The following is a 16101-nucleotide window of genomic DNA, read 5'->3' as shown; positions in this document are numbered from 1 at the left end:
ATCCGCCTATGAAGACATGGCATTGGATGAATGACGCTTACGGGCCTGAGCCTGTATCGCTTGCCAACGGCTTTCAAAGGTCGCATCCAATTCACCTTGAGCGCTAGTGACCCGACAGCCGCCCCGAGCCAGCTGATCATCAGGCTGTAACTTCCAGTTTGCAGCACTGAGTTCGTTGCCCAGGTGAGCTTCCACCACGGTATGGTCATCGGGGTTTAACCATAAGCGCTGCTGACCTACCAGGGGTGGCTCGGTATGTAAAAGCTCACGAACAATATTTAAAACCTGCCCAGGTGTTTCCTGCAGGGCTTCACCGGCAAGCTGTTTGCCTGTAGCCATAGCAAGTTCGACCAGATCATGAGCGACTACCTCATCAATGCGTTCCAAGGCATCGGAAAACTGTTTGGCCAATGCCTGCAGCGGAGCTATCGTTTGACGAGTCTGCTCCTTTAGCTCATCACGAGCCTGGGCGCGACCCTCTTCCAGCCCTTTTGCCATTCCCTCGGCATGACCTTTTTCAAGGCCTGCCTGGTAGCCTGCCTCTTCTGCCTCTTGGCGAAGGCGCTCATAAAGTGCCTGGCGCTCTTGCTGTTCACGCTGGTGCGCTTGCTCCGCTGCCTTTTGAGCGGCCAGCACCTTGCGCTGATGCGCGCTAGGCCCAACGTTAGACGCTTGATGGCCCATATCGCTTGATGAGCCAAGTTCATCCATTTGCCAGCGTCGCCAGTTGCCATGGCGATCAAACTCAGGGGGGGACGAGTTAGACATACTCGTCATCTCCACCAGCCAGGACAATTTCACCGGAGTCTGCTAAGCGGCGAACCACCTGCAAGATAGCCTTCTGTTCGGTTTCCACCTGCGAGACGCGTATGGGGCCGCGCGCTTCCATATCTTCGCGAACCAGGTCGGCGGCGCGCTGGGACATATTGCGCAGGAATTTGTCGACCAGCGCGTCTTGAGCACCCTTGAGCGCCACCACCAGCGAGTTGGTTTCGACTTCCTGAAGCACCATTTGAATGGCACGGTTGTCCAGGTCGAGCAGATTCTCGAAAAGGAACATTTCGTCGATGATCTTTTGGGCAAGATCCTCGCTGTGTGCCCGGACAGTTTCGATCGCCGTTTCTTCCTGAGATGAATTCATCAGGTTGAGTATCTCGGCTGCCGTTCTTACGCCGCCCATCTTGCTGCGCTTGAGGTTCTGGCCATCCAGCATGCTGGTCAGCACTTCAGTCAACTCCTGAAGTGCTGCTGGCTGTACGCCACTAAAGGTCGCGATGCGAAGCACGACATCGTTACGCAGTTTCTCTCCAAAATACTCAAGAATATTCGCTGCCTGATGGCGATCGAGGTGTACCAGAATAGTGGCGATAATCTGTGGATGCTCATCTCTGATAAGCTCCGCTACCATGGTAGCTTCCATCAGATTAAGGGTGTCAATGCCTGAATTCCCGCCGGTCGTTTCGAGAATATCCTCAATCAGGCTTGTGGCGCGCTCGCTGCCCAAGGCCTTGGTAAGTACAGAGCGGATATGCTCACTGGAATTAAGGTTGAGCGCCACAAACTCTTCGGTTTCGCGATGGAACGCTTCTAAAACCGCTTTCATATCTTCATGGGACACCTGGTTCAGGCGCGCCATTTCCATACTGATCTCTTGTACTTCACTAGCACTTAGGTACTTGAAGACCTCAGCCGCGCTGTCTTCGTCCAGGGCTAGGAGCAGAATGGCGCTCTTACGAGCCCCAGTCATATCGGCCGTTGCGCTACTCATTAGCATTCATCCAGCTGCGAATGATCATGGCGACCATGCGAGGGTCTTCTTGAGCCATTTCGCGTAGGTCGTTAAGGTTATGCTCATACAGTGATGTCTTACGTCGACGCTTGGGCTTGTTGCCGTAGGTATCATCTTCTTCATCGGCAATTTCGTCTTCGCTGTCATCTTCCCCGCCTCCCACGCTAGTAGTGAGCGTACGCCCTGGTTCTGCTGCTGGCGCGACTACCGGGGTCTGGGTGTAACGTTTGATCAAAGGCCGCAAAATAAGCAGATAAAGCAGCAGTGCGGCAAGCGCCACCATTAGATAACGGCCCAAAGTGCTGGCAATGGCCAAGATGTCCGAGTCTTTCCACCAGACGGTTTCAGCTAGCTCCTCGCGCGTGTCGGCGAAAGGTGAGTTCACCACTTCAATCTGGTCACCGCGTATTTGGGAGAAACCTATGGCCTGCTGAACCAGACGCTCAATTTGCTCAATTTCAACGTCTGTTAAAGCAACGCGCTCAACCTCTCCATCCGCATTGACGATATTACGGTAGTTGACCACGACCGCGGCTGACAGTCTTTGTACCTGCCCCAACCGATGCTGAACGTGCTCAACACTGCGATCGACTTCGTAATTGACCACGTCTTCCTGCCGCAGGCTCCGCAGTGCGTCGGGCGGTGTATCTTCCTCATCTCCCTCTTCGCCATCAGGCTGGTTGATGGGCGAGAGCGCTGTGCCGGGCGGCGTATTGCTCAAGGCGCCGGGAATACCGCTAGCCATAGGGTCTTCACCATCAAGCGACAGGCTAAGCTGACGGCTACGTACGGCCGCTTCGTTAGGTGGCTGGTTCGGGCCATAGCGCTCAGAAGTTTGTTCGCGTCGAGAAAAATCAATCTGTGCGGCGACCTGAGCGCGTACGTTGGTACTGCCCAATAGCGGGGTAAGAATATGCTCAATACGCCGCTGGTAGGAGCGTTCGACCTCGGCGATATACTCAAGTTGAGTGCCATCTAGGTCATTGCCTTTTGTCGTATCGGCAGACAGCAGCCGTCCATTTTGATCGACGACCGTGACATTCTCTGCCGCAAGCTCCGGCACACTGCTGGAAACCATATGAACAATGGCACTTACTTGCCCATCGCCCAGCACTCGGCCGGGGAGTAGGGTAAGTACTACGGATGCCTTGGCTGGCTCGCGGTCACGAATAAAGACCGAAGGCTTTGCCAGTGAAAGATGAACGCGAACCCGCTCAACGGGGCCAAGGGATTCAATGGAGCGTGCAAGTTCCCCTTCCAGTCCTCGCTGAAAATTCACCTGTTCCGCAAATTGGCTGATCCCGAAGGCCTGGGTATCCATTAACTCAAGCCCGAGATTGCCGCCACGGGGCAGGCCCTGTTCGGCAAGCTGTAACCTTAGCGTGTGGATCTGGTCGCTAGGCACGAGCAGCGCCTGGCCACCCTCACTAAACTGATAGGGCACGCCGCGACTATCAAGCTCGGCAATAATCCGTCCCCCGTCAGCTTCGTTTAGGTTGCTGTAGAGGACGCGATAGTCAGGGCTACTTGCCCACATGAAAAGTGCCGCAACCACAGCAATAGAAGCAGCGCCTGCAATAAGCAGCATTACCAACGGGTTGCCGCGCAGCTGTTCTAGCATGCGGTCGAGCGCTGGTTTGCTGTTTGCGTCGCTGCCTGTCGAGTTGCTGCGGGGGGCGTTTTGTGTCGTGCTGTTTTGACGGCCTGCTGATGCACCAGTTTCGCTCATGCGTCCCTCCAGAGGGGTAGGCAAAACAGGTGTCGGCTCAGGCGCATCACCAAAAAAGGCATAGGCTATATCCGTCAATCGCGGTTATCCGCCAAACAAAAAGAGGCGGAATTGTGATGGGCGCCATTATCCCGACGTATGTCGAGCATAAATGAGCGAAAAGGTTGGCTTTTGGTACTCATTTGTTCGTATGAGGGGTGGAGGAGTAGTGTTAGGCTTCCTCATCTTTTCATTTTAAGCCGATGAGGCATATGTATGAGTACGCCGGCGATTCAGGCAGCGCTTCAGCAAATGCAGGGCCTGGCCACACAGGCGGCGGCAGCGCAGCCATTAAAAGGTGGGTATGTCACGACAGCAGTGGGGCAGGGCGGTTTTGGCAGTGAACTGCAGGCATCTATTCAGCGCATCAACCGTCTTCAGAAAGCGGCTGATACCAAGGCCATGGCTTTCCAGGCAGGTGAGCCGAACGTTGAGCTGAACGATGTCATGGTAGATATGCAAAAAGCGAGCGTTGCCTTTCAGATGGGGCTTCAGGTGCGCAACCGTTTGGTAACGGCTTACCGCGATGTGATGAACATGCAGGTGTAATCGCTGAAGTCTTTTGCTTGTCACGCTAAGAGCTAAGACAGGAAGAGCGCAGTCTGCTCATGCGCTCATTCTTTCAGCTTTCTTTTTATACTTCTAGCGAAATAAGGCGGCCTTGTACTTCTTCCAGGCGCTCAGCGATCAATATGACCTCCTCTGCAGGAATCTGTCGAATAACGTCGCCCGATTCGCGATCAATAACACGTGTAATGATGCGCGATGATTGTTCGCTCATCTCAAACTCCAGCCCGAGGGGGCGCATGGCGGTATTAATGCGCTGAAGTGGTTCAACTAATTCACCCTTGTGTATAGGCTCTTTATGGCCGGCCGTTTGGGCAGAGGTATTATCGGCAATAGAAAGTTCGGTTAACGTACTATCCAAGCGCTGCTGCGGCGTTAAGCGCGGTGATGAAGCAGCTAGTAGCGATGTTATCGTATCCGTTAGCGGTGATGTCATGACAACCGTTCCTTGTGAAGTTAAGCGCTAAATATTAACTACCCATTGATAAAGATTGAGTTTAGTGAAGCGAAATACCGGCATCTGTTATTGAGCTTCATCAATATCATCGGCTGATGCGACATAAACTTTATGGCCAGCATTGCGATGGCGTATTAGCAGGCCGTATGTATGAGCATCAATATGGAGTTGCTCGGCCTTTTAAGAGATAGATAAGTATCGCCTGACGTGGGCAATACCTGAGTTTAATGTAAAAAGCATCTGATATGCTTTGCCACTTTGCAGTCAATTTCGAACGGTAGTTTCCGATTAACGCGGTCGCTAAAACGAGACGAACATGCTAGCGCAGCAAGATGAATATAAGACGATTGCCAACCCGGCAGCAATTGAGTCGCTACTGAATGCCATGATTGAAAGCGGCGGCGTATCGCTGTGCATGGCCTCACCTGGTGCAAGTGCTGAGCCGATCGTCTTGATGGAACAGCATGCGGGTGAAGCACTTGTGATGGATCTGTCATCGGTCGACTATCTGTTAGCTCGCCTTCAGGAGGGCGAAGCATTTTATCTGTATGCACAGGCTCAAAATAAAATCGTCCGCACTCCTCTTCTTTCGCTCACTGAAACACGCCGCTCTGGGGGGCGTTTTTTATGCTGCAGCGACTACCCGGCGACCGTTGATGTTTTGCAGCGCCGCGAATCCTTTCGAGCTGAGCTGCGCCTGGGGATGGCCGTGACTGCGACCTTATTCGGTGTGCAAGGTAATACAGCCGTAGGTGAGTTACGGGATATTTCCCAGGAAGGCTGCCAACTGGAGCTGCCCCTTACCGCCAGCGGCGTATTGGCGGAAACGGATGGACCTTACAAGCTGGCACTAAGTTTTCCTGACGGAACCTATTTCGAGGGTCATTGCATTGTTCGCCATCAAAAAATTGACCCGGAAAGGCACTTGCTGCGCGTTGGGTTTGAGTTTTCAAGATTGACTGCCGAACAAGAACGTCAAGTGTGGTACTTCGTATGTGAAATAGAGCGTGAGACGGCCCGTTACAAACAGGAGAATACGGACGAACGGCAGCCCTCACCGCTATTTGAGCAATCCAATAAGCGGAGCAATCTGGAGCGTGTTGGGCGGCGGGATATAAAGCACTATGCAACCCCCATGGCGCGCCGGCTTGTGAAGGTGGCTGCTTATCTGGATGCCCAATTGCTGCTTTTGCAGCAGGGTAGCGATATCGATGCCCGGCGGTTATCACGCAACGCTGATCGCGTGTTGGCGCTTCATGAAGAGGATCGTGAGGCATTATTGTTCGCCTCTCGCTGCATGTCTCTCGAACCAATGCTGGTGCGTCATAATATTGCCGTTGCGGTGCATTTGCTGGACCTGGTGGGGGCTAATATGCCTCGCGAAATACGTAAAGCTATTGTGGCCAGCGGTTTGATCCACGATTTGGGCAAGGCGCTGGTGCCTCAGGTCATTTTTAGAGCGCCGAGCTTTGAGGCGACTCACCGCCAGGCCATGATCGAACATGTGACCCTTTTGCTCGATCGTCTCCAGCATTGCCAGTGGCTGTCGGTAAGCGTTGTCCAGGCGGTCATTGGCGGGATTAACGAGCGCCTGGATGGTAGTGGCTATCCAGGCGGCTTGAGTGGTGAAGATATCAACGAGCTTGCCAAGGCCAGTGCCGTGGTGGATGTGGTTGAAGCCATGCGACGCGACCGCCCTGATCGCCCGGCTAAAACTACTCAGCAGATCTATCGTCATCTTTTAAACCATCCTCATCAGTTCGATGTGCGCTGGGTAAAGCGCTATATCGAGCATTTCAAAGGGCTGCCGGTCGGTTCTCTGGTGCGCTTTACCAGTGAGCAACTGGCGTGGGTAACGCGTTTGGATGAGGCTGGTATGCCAAGCGAAGTATGGCTAACACAGCAGGTTGAGCCCCCCATGCGTGATACGCTTGGAAATCTGGTAAGGGGCGACGTGCGGGAAAGGCTTGGAAAACCGGCGCAGGAAATAGCCGTTTCAGCTTAAGGTGAGAGCTAGGCCGTTAGTCAACGCAAAAGTAGGGGTAAGCGCTAAAGTATGCCCCAAAAATGCCGATATAGTTTACAGCTGGGCATGATGTGCCCGTAATTGATGATGAAAAGCATGTGGCGATGATTGGCGTTTAGTCAACCGCCGCCATATATAAGGAGCTTTAGCTAATGACATACTCTCGCGGCAATGCTGCCTACGGACGCGGTGCTAATGCTTACGCACGCGTTGGCGTAGAAAGCGGCGTTATGTCAGCTGATCCGCACAAGCTTATTGTAATGCTGTTTGAGGGAGCGCAAACGGCCATTCGTGCCGCCCGTATCCATATGCAGGCCGGTAATACGAGCGAGAAGGGCAAAGCAGTTTCCAAGGCGCTGGATATTATCAATAACGGACTTGCGGCCGCACTTGATCAAGAAAAGGGCGGCGATATCGCTGAACGATTGGCATCGCTGTATGACTATATTGCACGCTTATTACTTACCGCTAATCTTCGCAATGATGAAGAGAGTTTAAATCAAGCAGAGCAGTTGCTCGAAAATATCGCCTCCGCATGGCGTGAAATCGGCCAGCAGCAAAGCGCATGAGGCGACCATGGCAGCTTCCGTAAATGCCCACAACGCCACACAAGACGCGCTTTTAGACGCGTATGAAGGGTTGCTGGTTCACGTATCTCAAATGCACAAACTGGCCAGTACTGAGCAGTGGGAAGAGCTGATCGAACAGCGCACACACTACGTCATGCTGGTAGAAAGATTACATGAACTTGATAGTGGAGTGATACTAGACGAATCGGGCAGGCAGCGTAAGGCGAGGCTACTTGAAGATATTTTAGAATATGACGTGGAAATTCGTCGCCGCTTGGTTGCCAGACGCGATGAATTGGGCAAGCTGATTGGCGTCTCCCAGCGCCAGCGTGATTTACATCGTGCCTATGCGCCTCAGCAGGGCGCCCAGATGCATAGCGATGATGGGGTAGATGCGTGAGTGGAATTACACCCCTGATCGATACACTGATGCACCAGGTATTGGGTCGGCAGGGTGAGGTGTCGCTCCAGCGCGCGTTAAGTGAGCCGGTCAAGGCTATTCCACCTGGCGAGGGGCCGCGTGCCCTGCCGGGGGATTCAAGCCTGGATGGCCGTGCCGTGTCAGGTACGTTAAATGATCTAAGACGCCTGCCGGAATTGCCTAATGGTGAGCGATTGCTGGCAAGGGGGGAGTCTTCAGGTGCACCACCTGGGTCAACGCAAACCCACTTTAGTCCAGCGGCGCGTACTATCGCGGATGTCTTATTGCGCTTCCCTGCACCTGCGCCTGTTATACGCCCCGCCGCGCCCTTGTTAACCGCACAAGAGCCGCCGGCAGTAGGGGTGGTCGCCGAGCGTCTGGAGGCGAGCGTGCGCGATAGTGGACTATTTTATGAGGCGCACTTAAAGCGTTGGTTTCAAGGCGATGTGCCTCGCCAGCAGCTGCTACGTGAGCCGCAAATGCAACCTGGACCACGGTCTGTAGTACCACCCACAATGTTGTTACCACCCAACGTGTCATCGCCATCTGGAATGCCATTGGTTGGCGCAACTGCGGAGTTACCTTCAAGCAGGCTGATATTACCGGGTAGTACGTTGCTATATATGTACAATGGGGCCGTCACAACCTCTTCTGGCATGCCTAATGCGGTTAGTGCCGCGCCTGCTCAGATGAACAACGTTTCGACTGTCCCTGAGGGCGGTGCAGGCCTTGCATCTCGCGATGCCCTTGCCTTTACGGACGAAGTCGATAACTTGAAAATACGCGGCCATCGCGAGATTGTTCATGAAAGCTTGCAGGGCTTGGTGCGCCAACAGCTGGATATGCTAGTGACGCCTACCCTTCGTTGGGAAGGTGACGTGTGGGCTGGAATTTTTATGGCATTGGTAATTCAGTTGCCGGCTCGTGATAAAACTCAGGAGGATCAACGAGAAAGCAGTGATTCAGATGATGGATGGCGTTCTGAAATGCGCCTGGAAGTACCTAACGTGGGAGCATTTAGCGTCTCTTTGTGGTTTTATCGAGCGGTGTTAAGTATTGACTTAACAGCGGCCGATAGCGCCACCCACCAATATCTTGAAAAAGGCATACCCGCGTTAGAGCAGCGTTTGACTGCTCTGGATTTGGAGAGGGTCCAAGTACGTGCGCGGTACATACCGCAGGAGCGTAACAATGACCTTGCCGGATGAGCGCCGCCGCCAAGCCGTGGCACTTGCCTATCAGGAAAATGAACGTGCGCCGCGCGTGGTGGCAAAAGGCTACGGGGAGCTTGCTGAACGTATTATGGCCGAGGCTCAACGTCAGGGAATTTATGTGCATGATGCGCCTGAAATCGTCGCGCTTTTGATGCAGTTAGATTTAGACACTGAAATACCACCCCAGCTTTATCAGGTGGTGGCTGAGCTACTGGTATGGGTGTTTGAGTTATCGGGAGAAGGGTTGGAACTACGAAACCCAACCAAGTAGCCAATGCAGATATAGTGTGCAACCATGATGTTGGGTAAGGAAAAAGTCATCAGGGCGCCCGTATAATGGTTACAAAACTGCGCCTGTGCCATTTGATGGAACACTATGAGTCACACTAATTTTCTCGATGAAATTCAAGAAATAAACTTAGCTTATTTGCTTCTCGCGCAGCGCCTGTTAAGTGAAGACCGCGAAGCAGCATTGTTTCGTTTAAAAATAGATGGCGATATGGCTGACTTGTTATCAACGCTTAGTGCACGCCAACTAACGAAGTTGGCACGCACTAACCAACTGATATGTCGGTTCAGTCAGACCAGTGCTCAACGGCTGCGACAGGTAACGCAGAATCCGCGGGATCAGGGGTTAGCCGGTCTGCATGCATCATTGCTGTTAGCGTGCGACACATTTGAATCATTACCGCTGGGAGATGAGGGGTGAGCCAGAAAAGCTTGGTCGATGAAATGCACCAAGTACAGCTGGCAATAGAGCTGATTGAGCTAGGTGCACGTCTTCAGGTGCTGGAAACGGAAACCGAGTTAAGCCGTACGCGCCTGATTAAACTCTATAAAGAAGTCTGTGGGGTGTCGCCGCCAAAGGGCATGCTGCCTTTTTCGGCAGACTGGTTCATTACTTGGCTGCCCAATGTCCACTCCTCGCTTTTTTACAATATCTACGCCAGTTTGCGTAAGGATACGTGCTGTGAGCGGATTGAAGCCTTTGTAAAAGCCTATCGGCTTTATGACGAGCAGATGATGCTAGAGGGTGCAGAGCCAGTGCTTGGCTTGACGCGCGCCTGGACGCTAGTGCGTTTTTTTGAAAGTGACCTGCTTCAAATGAATAAATGTACGCGCTGTGACGGGGATTTTGTTGCACATGCGCACAGCCCTGCGCGTGGCTACGTTTGCGGTATTTGCCAACCGCCTTCTCGAGCAGGCAAGACGCGTAAATCACAGCGTGCTCAGGAAGAAAAGAATAACGCTAACAATGCTTGATAAAGCATTTGCTAAGCAAGCCTTTAACGCATAGATAGCGGTAAAATGCGGCGGTACTTTTTAATTAAACTGCACATCATCACTAGTATGATGAGGCTAATTTGTGCTTGAGCCGGAACGACACCTGACCATCAGAACAGATGGCTAAATTTTAGTTCCCCTACTTAATATTGAAACACCGCAAGGACTCTGCTTGTGCTGATACTTCTAGGCTATGTAGTCGTTTTGTTATGTGTATTTGGTGGCTATGTGCTGGCAGGCGGCAGCCTAGGTCCTTTATACCAACCACTTGAACTACTCATTATTGGCGGGGCTGGCGTTGGTGCATTTATTGCTGCTAACAATATCAAAGCCATAAAAGCCACATTTAAGCTATTGCCCAGGCTCAGGGGAGCAAAAAAATATAACAAAGCATTCTACATGGAAGTGATGGCAATGCAGTACAAGCTATTGTCGAAAATTCGTCGTGAAGGAATGCTGGGTATAGAGCGAGATATCGATAACCCTCAAGAAAGCCCTCTTTTTCAAGAGCATCCTACTGTATTAGCTGATCCTCATGTCATGACTTTCCTGACGGATTACCTGCGCCTGATGGTGAGTGGCGGCATGGAGCCTATGGAAATTGATGAGCTGATGCTGCACGAAATCGAAGTGTTTGAACAAGAAGCCCACATCCCAATCGACGCTATTGCAAAAGTGGGCGACGCCATGCCCGCCTTCGGCATTGTGGCGGCAGTTATGGGGGTAATTAAGGCGCTGACCTATGCTGATGCAAGTCCCGATCAGATGGGTGAAATGATTGCCCACGCGTTGGTTGGAACTTTCCTGGGTATTTTAATGGGTTATGGCTTTATTAGCCCTATCGCCAGCTTCGCAGGTCGGCAAGCCCAGGAAGCAGAAAAAATGATGCAATGCATCCGGATAACATTATTGGCGAGTTTGCACGGCTACGCGCCACAGCTGGCCGTTGAGTTCGGCCGTAAAGCGCTATATACCGCTGAGCGCCCCACTTTTACCGAACTTGAAGATTATGTGAAAGATGCCAAGAAGGTCGGTGGTGCATGAGCAAGGGAAGCGATAAGCGCCCGATTGTTATCCGGCGTAAAAAAGTGGTGCATGCACACCACGGGGGCGCCTGGAAAATTGCGCTTGCGGACTTTATGACTGCCCTGATGGCACTCTTTCTCGTCATGTGGATTTTAAGTGTTTCCAGTGAGGAAACACGGCGCGGCGTGGCCGAGTATTTCAGCACCCCGCTGGTGACGGCGATTACCGGGGGGGACCAGTCCGGCAGTACTCGCGTTATCCCCGGCGGCGGCCCAGACCCCACTCATAGCGATGGCGAAAGAGCGCGGATTGATGTCATGCAGCACACCCGGCCCAGCATGCAGGAACGACGCTTTTTTTCTGATCTTCAGGAACGCATCGAACGAGCGATTGAGCAAGACCCAGAGCTTCGTCAGCTGCGCGACCAGATGCGCTTTGATCTAACTCGGGAAGGTTTGCGCATTCAGCTGCTGGATACGGAGCAGCGGCCCATGTTTGAGCTGGGTAGTAATAGAGTCGCGCCGTATATGCGAAATTTATTGCGCACGATGGCCCCCTTGTTAAATGAGCTGCCCAATGACCTGAGTATCGGGGGGTATACCGACAGCGTGCCTTATGCGGGCGGTTATCGTGGCTATAGCAACTGGGAGTTATCCAATGATCGTGCCAACGCATCGCGTCGGGAACTGGTCGCTGGTGGTCTCGACCCTGATCAACTGCTGCGTGTGTCAGGCTTTGCCGATCGTGTGCCGTTACCTGATACCGGGCCGACGGATCCGGTCAATCGCCGTATTGAGCTAATCGTCTTGCTGCCCGAAATCGCAGAGGCGATTCGTAATCCTGGCACCATGGGAACCGATATCCCGACGCCTACCTCTGCCAACGAGTTGGTAGAAGACGTGCCACAAGATACTTCACCGGACGATACGTCGGAATGATGTTGACCGGTGACAAAAATATGACGTTAGAGTGGAGTGGGGCATGGATATAGCGGACTTTTTTGACACTTTTTTTGAAGAGGCTGAAGAGCTGCTCGCTGATATGGAGCAGCATTTGCTGGAACTCGACATTGATAATCCAGATGGCGAGCAGCTAAACGCTATTTTCCGCGCTGCGCATTCAATCAAGGGAGGAGCAGGAACCTTTGGTTTTAGCGTGCTGCAGAAAACCACGCATATTTTCGAAAACCTGCTGGATCATGCGCGTAAGGGAGAGCTTACCTTGCGTGCCGACCTCGTTGATACCTTTCTAGAGACTAAAGACATCATGCACGAGCAACTCGATGCCTATCGCAACGAGGAAGCGCCGGATCAAGAGGCGTACGAGCGGATTTGCCAAACCCTACAGCAGATAGCCTTAGAAGAAATTGGCCAAACGCTAGAGGCTCCGGCCGCACCGCCTGCCCCCCTTTTCAAGACAGAAGAGCCCTCAGCCTCTTCGGCTAGTGAACATCAGTTGGTGGTGGCCCTGCTCAACGTGAGCGAAAAGGATCGCACGCTGCTGGTGGAAGAGCTTGAGCAGCTGGGTGAGATTCAGACGCAATCCGGTGATGACAAGCGCTATGAAGTCATTTTAAACGGCGATAGCAGTGCCGATGATATTGAAGCCGTCATGTGCTTTATTATCGAACCAGAACAGATCGAAATTAAAGTAACTGATCGCGCCCAGACAGCCGTCCCGGTGAGTGCTGCACCGACTGTATCGACACCGCCAGCAGCCCCGGTTGCTGCTGAACCCGCTGCGAAGCCTCAGCCGCCCGTTGAGAGTGAACGCAAGGAAGCCGCTGCCAAACCCAAGAAGGCCGCTGCCGAATCCTCGTCCATTCGCGTGTCGGTAGATAAGGTTGACCAGATCATTAACCTGGTGGGTGAACTTATCATCACCCAGTCAATGCTGGATCAGACGGTCAGCGATCTTGAAGATCAGTCGGTAGGTAACAGCTCGCTGCAAAACGGCATGAGCCTTTTACAGCGTAATGCCCGGGATCTCCAGGAAGCGGTCATGTCTATCCGCATGATTCCCATGGAGTTCGTGTTTAGCCGCTTCCCCCGCGTGGTACGTGATACGGCAGGCAAACTGGGTAAAGAGATTGAGCTAGTGACCGAAGGCAAGTCCACCGAGCTGGATAAAAGCCTAGTCGAGCGCATCACTGACCCGTTAACCCACCTGGTGCGTAATAGCCTTGATCACGGTATAGAAATGCCGGACAAGCGTGAGGCGCTGGGCAAGCCGCGAACCGGCAAACTAACCCTGTCTGCCCGTCATCAGGGCGGCAATATCCTGATCGAAGTGCGTGATGACGGCGCCGGTATGGATCGGGAGCGCCTGCTAGCCAAAGCGCGGGAAAATGGGCTTAACGTCTCTGACACCATGACCGACGAAGAAGTCTATCAGCTGATTTTTGCGCCAGGCTTTTCGACCGCCGAAGCCGTGACCGACGTCTCGGGTCGAGGCGTGGGCATGGATGTGGTCAAGCGTAATATTCAGGGAATGGGCGGCCGCGTTGAAATCCAGTCCAAATTAGGTGAAGGCACCAACACCCGAATTGTGCTGCCGCTGACGCTTGCGATACTGGATGGCATGTCAATCAAGGTCGGTGGGGAAACCTTTATTCTGCCGTTGTCTACCGTGCTTGAGTCCTTGCAGCCGACCAAAAACGACATGTATGCCATGGCGGGAGATGATGTTGTCTTAAAGGTGCGCGACGAGTACCTGCCCGTGATCGCAATTCATGAAGTGCTGGATGTAGAAAATGCGATTACTGACCCGACGCGAAGTATCGCCGTCATCGTTCAGGGCGAAGGGCGCCGTTACGCCATGCTGGTTGATGAATTGATTGGCCAGCAGCAGGTCGTTGTTAAAAACCTTGAAGATAACTATCGCAAGGTGCCGGGAATTTCAGCGGCTACCATTCTGGGTGATGGCAGCGTGGCATTAATTCTGGATATCACAGGATTGCATCGCTTGAGCAGGGTCAAGAAAGAAGCGGGCAAAATCATTAATAATCAACATTACTCTTTCTATAAGGAGGCTGAGCCGTCATGAGTCAGGCAACTAATGGGGCGGTACTAGCCGCCGAAGCTGAAAGTCGCGAATTTTTGGTGTTTTCGTTAGGTGAAGAAGAGTACGCCATCGATATCCTCAAGGTGCAGGAGATCCGGGGTTACGAAAATGTTACGCGCATTGCCAACGCGCCTGACTTTATCAAGGGAGTCACTAATCTTCGTGGCGTGATCGTTCCCATTGTTGACCTGCGCATCAAGTTCCATCTGGAAAGCGTCGAGTATGGCGGCCAAACCGTCGTTATCGTGGTTAACGTGGCTGATCGTGTCGTGGGCATCGTAGTTGACGGCGTTTCTGATGTCATGACGCTTACCCCAGATCAGATCAAGCCTGCTCCTGAATTTGGCGTCACCCTATCCTCCGATTTCCTGAGCGGGCTAGGCAGCCTGGATGATCGCATGCTGGTACTGGTGGATATCGATAAGCTACTGACCAGCGAAGAAATGGCCTTGGTAGATAGCACCAGCAACCGTTAATTCTCCATAAAAGACACAGGGAACGTGTCTGTCTAACCAAAAGACTTACCCATGCGTTAGGGAAAACGCCTGCGAGTGATGTTGTGTTAGGAGACACAAGGGTGACACAGCTAATGCGGCAGTTAATGGGCAATATGACCGTACGACTTAGTTGGGGGCTTGTACTTGCCTCTTTCTCATTGCTGGTGATCGTGGCATGTGGCATCGGTTTTTATGCCCTGCAGCATGGGGCAACCATCATGCAGGCGGTTAGTGACGGACAGGCACAGCAGGCCGTTTTTACCGAGTTCTCTGCACGTATTCGCTGGGCCCTGATCGCCATTGTGTTGATTACGGCCATCACCGTAATAGCGGTCATCTGGGGTGTTACTCGTAATGTTCTAAGGCCGCTGGATCGCCTGGTAGGTTATTTTGAACTGATGGCGCAGGGGGATTTAAGCCAGCGGATTACCGCACCGGGAAATAATGAAATTGGCCGCTTGTACATCGCCATGGCGCACATGCAGGCATCGTTATCGGAAACGGTCGGTGTGGTGCGCAGTAGTGGCGCTTCAATCTTTGAGCGCTCCCAGCAAATTGCTAGCGGCAATAATGATCTCTCCTCGCGTACCGAACAGCAGGCCTCTTCGCTTGAAGAGACCGCCTCCAGCATGGAGCAGCTTGCCTCAACGGTTGGCCATAACGCCGATAACGCACGCCAAGCCAGTCAACTGGCGCAAAACGCTACGCTGACTGCACGCCGAAGTGGCGAGGAAGTAGGTGGAATCGTTGAGACGATGCAGGACATCAGCGCCAGCTCCCATCAGGTAGCCGACATTATTACCGTAATCGATAATATCGCGTTCCAGACCAATATCTTGGCACTTAATGCATCAGTCGAAGCCGCTCGGGCAGGCGAACATGGCAAGGGCTTTGCCGTGGTAGCGCAAGAAGTGCGCAGCCTGGCTAGCCGTAGCGCTAACGCCGCCAAAGAGATCCGCACGCTTATTGATACTTCGCTTAGCCGAGTGGGTACCGGTACCCAGCGCGTTAATCAAGCGGGTGAAACCATGCAGGCGCTGGTCGATGCTGTCCAGCGGGTCAGCGATATTATGGATGAAATTGCCGCAGCATCAGAGGAACAAAGCAACGGCATTGGCCAGGTCAATCAAGCGGTGGCACAGATGGACCAAGTGGTTCAGCAAAATGCTCAGCTTGTTCAGCATGCCGCGCATAGCGCCAATGAACTTGAAAGCGAAGCCGCCCGACTGAGAAACGCCGTTGAACGCTTTCAACTGGCGCCTTCTGGTGCGACTTCCTCGGCCGGTTCATCCAGCACGCTATTAAGGCCTGCTTTACCCTCCCGGCCTTCGCCCGTTATCGCCACCGCAAATGCGTCCGATAGCGATGCCTGGGAAGCCTTTTAAATCGTCTTCGGCTAAATGATGCCACTCATAACGTA

General features: G+C 52.9%; 17 protein-coding genes. 13 read left to right on the top strand and 4 right to left on the bottom strand.

Annotation, left to right across the window (positions count from 1 at the left end):
• Nucleotides 1-6 precede the first annotated feature (6 nt).
• Genes ELY25_RS02965 through fliF form a run of 3 tightly spaced genes read right to left on the bottom strand, consistent with a single transcriptional unit; the run spans nt 7 to nt 3518 of the window.
• Nucleotides 7-768, bottom strand: a complete 762-nt coding sequence (locus ELY25_RS02965) for a flagellar assembly protein FliH (protein ID WP_126949795.1) — start codon at nt 766-768, stop codon at nt 7-9.
• The gene (gene fliG / locus ELY25_RS02960; RefSeq protein WP_126949794.1) at nt 761-1768 is read right to left on the bottom strand and encodes a flagellar motor switch protein FliG; all 1008 of its coding nucleotides are present in this window, start codon (nt 1766-1768) and stop codon (nt 761-763) included. The genes ELY25_RS02965 and fliG overlap by 8 nt, the downstream gene beginning before the upstream one ends.
• Nucleotides 1761-3518 (bottom strand): flagellar basal-body MS-ring/collar protein FliF, encoded by a 1758-nt coding sequence (gene fliF / locus ELY25_RS02955; RefSeq protein ID WP_126949793.1) that lies wholly within the window; start codon nt 3516-3518, stop codon nt 1761-1763. Before fliF ends, fliG begins: the two co-directional genes overlap by 8 nt.
• Before the next feature lie 255 nt (nt 3519-3773).
• On the opposite strand from fliF, the gene fliE reads away from it, so the two are divergent.
• Complete coding sequence (gene fliE, locus ELY25_RS02950; RefSeq protein ID WP_126949792.1) at nt 3774-4106, top strand: flagellar hook-basal body complex protein FliE; 333 nt, start codon at nt 3774-3776, stop codon at nt 4104-4106.
• 85 nt (nt 4107-4191) lie between these two features.
• Here the strand turns inward: fliE and ELY25_RS02945 are convergent, their stop codons facing one another.
• On the bottom strand, nt 4192-4560 hold the full coding sequence (locus ELY25_RS02945; protein ID WP_126949791.1) for a flagellar protein FlaG: 369 nt from the start codon (nt 4558-4560) through the stop codon (nt 4192-4194).
• 337 nt (nt 4561-4897) lie between these two features.
• On the opposite strand from ELY25_RS02945, the gene ELY25_RS02940 reads away from it, so the two are divergent.
• The 12 genes from ELY25_RS02940 (at nt 4898) to ELY25_RS02885 (ending at nt 16066) form a co-directional block, all read left to right on the top strand.
• Nucleotides 4898-6586 (top strand): HD domain-containing phosphohydrolase, encoded by a 1689-nt coding sequence (locus tag ELY25_RS02940; protein WP_126949790.1) that lies wholly within the window; start codon nt 4898-4900, stop codon nt 6584-6586.
• A 173-nt stretch (nt 6587-6759) separates the two neighbouring features.
• A complete protein-coding gene (gene fliS / locus ELY25_RS02935) occupies nt 6760-7176 on the top strand; it encodes a flagellar export chaperone FliS (RefSeq protein WP_126949789.1) in 417 nt (138 codons plus the stop codon).
• Between the two features lie 7 nt (nt 7177-7183).
• A complete protein-coding gene (gene fliT / locus ELY25_RS02930) occupies nt 7184-7576 on the top strand; it encodes a flagellar protein FliT (RefSeq protein WP_126949788.1) in 393 nt (130 codons plus the stop codon).
• Nucleotides 7573-8805 (top strand): flagellar hook-length control protein FliK, encoded by a 1233-nt coding sequence (gene fliK / locus ELY25_RS02925; RefSeq protein ID WP_126949787.1) that lies wholly within the window; start codon nt 7573-7575, stop codon nt 8803-8805. Before fliT ends, fliK begins: the two co-directional genes overlap by 4 nt.
• On the top strand, nt 8789-9082 hold the full coding sequence (locus ELY25_RS02920) for an EscU/YscU/HrcU family type III secretion system export apparatus switch protein (RefSeq protein ID WP_126949786.1): 294 nt from the start codon (nt 8789-8791) through the stop codon (nt 9080-9082). The genes fliK and ELY25_RS02920 overlap by 17 nt, the downstream gene beginning before the upstream one ends.
• A gap of 105 nt (nt 9083-9187) precedes the next feature.
• Nucleotides 9188-9520, top strand: a complete 333-nt coding sequence (gene flhD / locus ELY25_RS02915; protein ID WP_126949785.1) for a flagellar transcriptional regulator FlhD — start codon at nt 9188-9190, stop codon at nt 9518-9520.
• The gene (gene flhC, locus ELY25_RS02910) at nt 9517-10074 is read left to right on the top strand and encodes a flagellar transcriptional regulator FlhC (protein ID WP_126949784.1); all 558 of its coding nucleotides are present in this window, start codon (nt 9517-9519) and stop codon (nt 10072-10074) included. Before flhD ends, flhC begins: the two co-directional genes overlap by 4 nt.
• 195 nt (nt 10075-10269) lie before the next feature.
• Complete coding sequence (motA, locus tag ELY25_RS02905) at nt 10270-11139, top strand: flagellar motor stator protein MotA (RefSeq protein WP_126949783.1); 870 nt, start codon at nt 10270-10272, stop codon at nt 11137-11139.
• Nucleotides 11136-12059 (top strand): flagellar motor protein MotB, encoded by a 924-nt coding sequence (motB, locus tag ELY25_RS02900; RefSeq protein ID WP_126949782.1) that lies wholly within the window; start codon nt 11136-11138, stop codon nt 12057-12059. The genes motA and motB overlap by 4 nt, the downstream gene beginning before the upstream one ends.
• Nucleotides 12060-12102: 43 nt before the next feature.
• Nucleotides 12103-14166 carry a chemotaxis protein CheA gene (gene cheA / locus ELY25_RS02895; RefSeq protein ID WP_126949781.1) on the top strand — a complete coding sequence of 688 codons (2064 nt, stop codon included), beginning with the start codon at nt 12103-12105 and terminating at the stop codon, nt 14164-14166.
• Entirely contained in the window at nt 14163-14660 is a 498-nt protein-coding gene (gene cheW / locus ELY25_RS02890) for a chemotaxis protein CheW (RefSeq protein WP_126949780.1), read from the top strand. The genes cheA and cheW overlap by 4 nt, the downstream gene beginning before the upstream one ends.
• A 125-nt stretch (nt 14661-14785) precedes the next feature.
• Nucleotides 14786-16066 (top strand): methyl-accepting chemotaxis protein, encoded by a 1281-nt coding sequence (locus ELY25_RS02885; protein WP_126949827.1) that lies wholly within the window; start codon nt 14786-14788, stop codon nt 16064-16066.
• Nucleotides 16067-16101: the final 35 nt, after the last annotated feature.

Origin of the sequence: Vreelandella populi (assembly GCF_003989825.1) — a bacterium.
In the GTDB taxonomy this organism is placed as follows: Bacteria; Pseudomonadota; Gammaproteobacteria; order Pseudomonadales; family Halomonadaceae; genus Vreelandella; species Vreelandella populi.
Note: the sequence above shows the minus strand (reverse complement) of the source record. Positions and strands in the feature narration are given on the sequence as shown.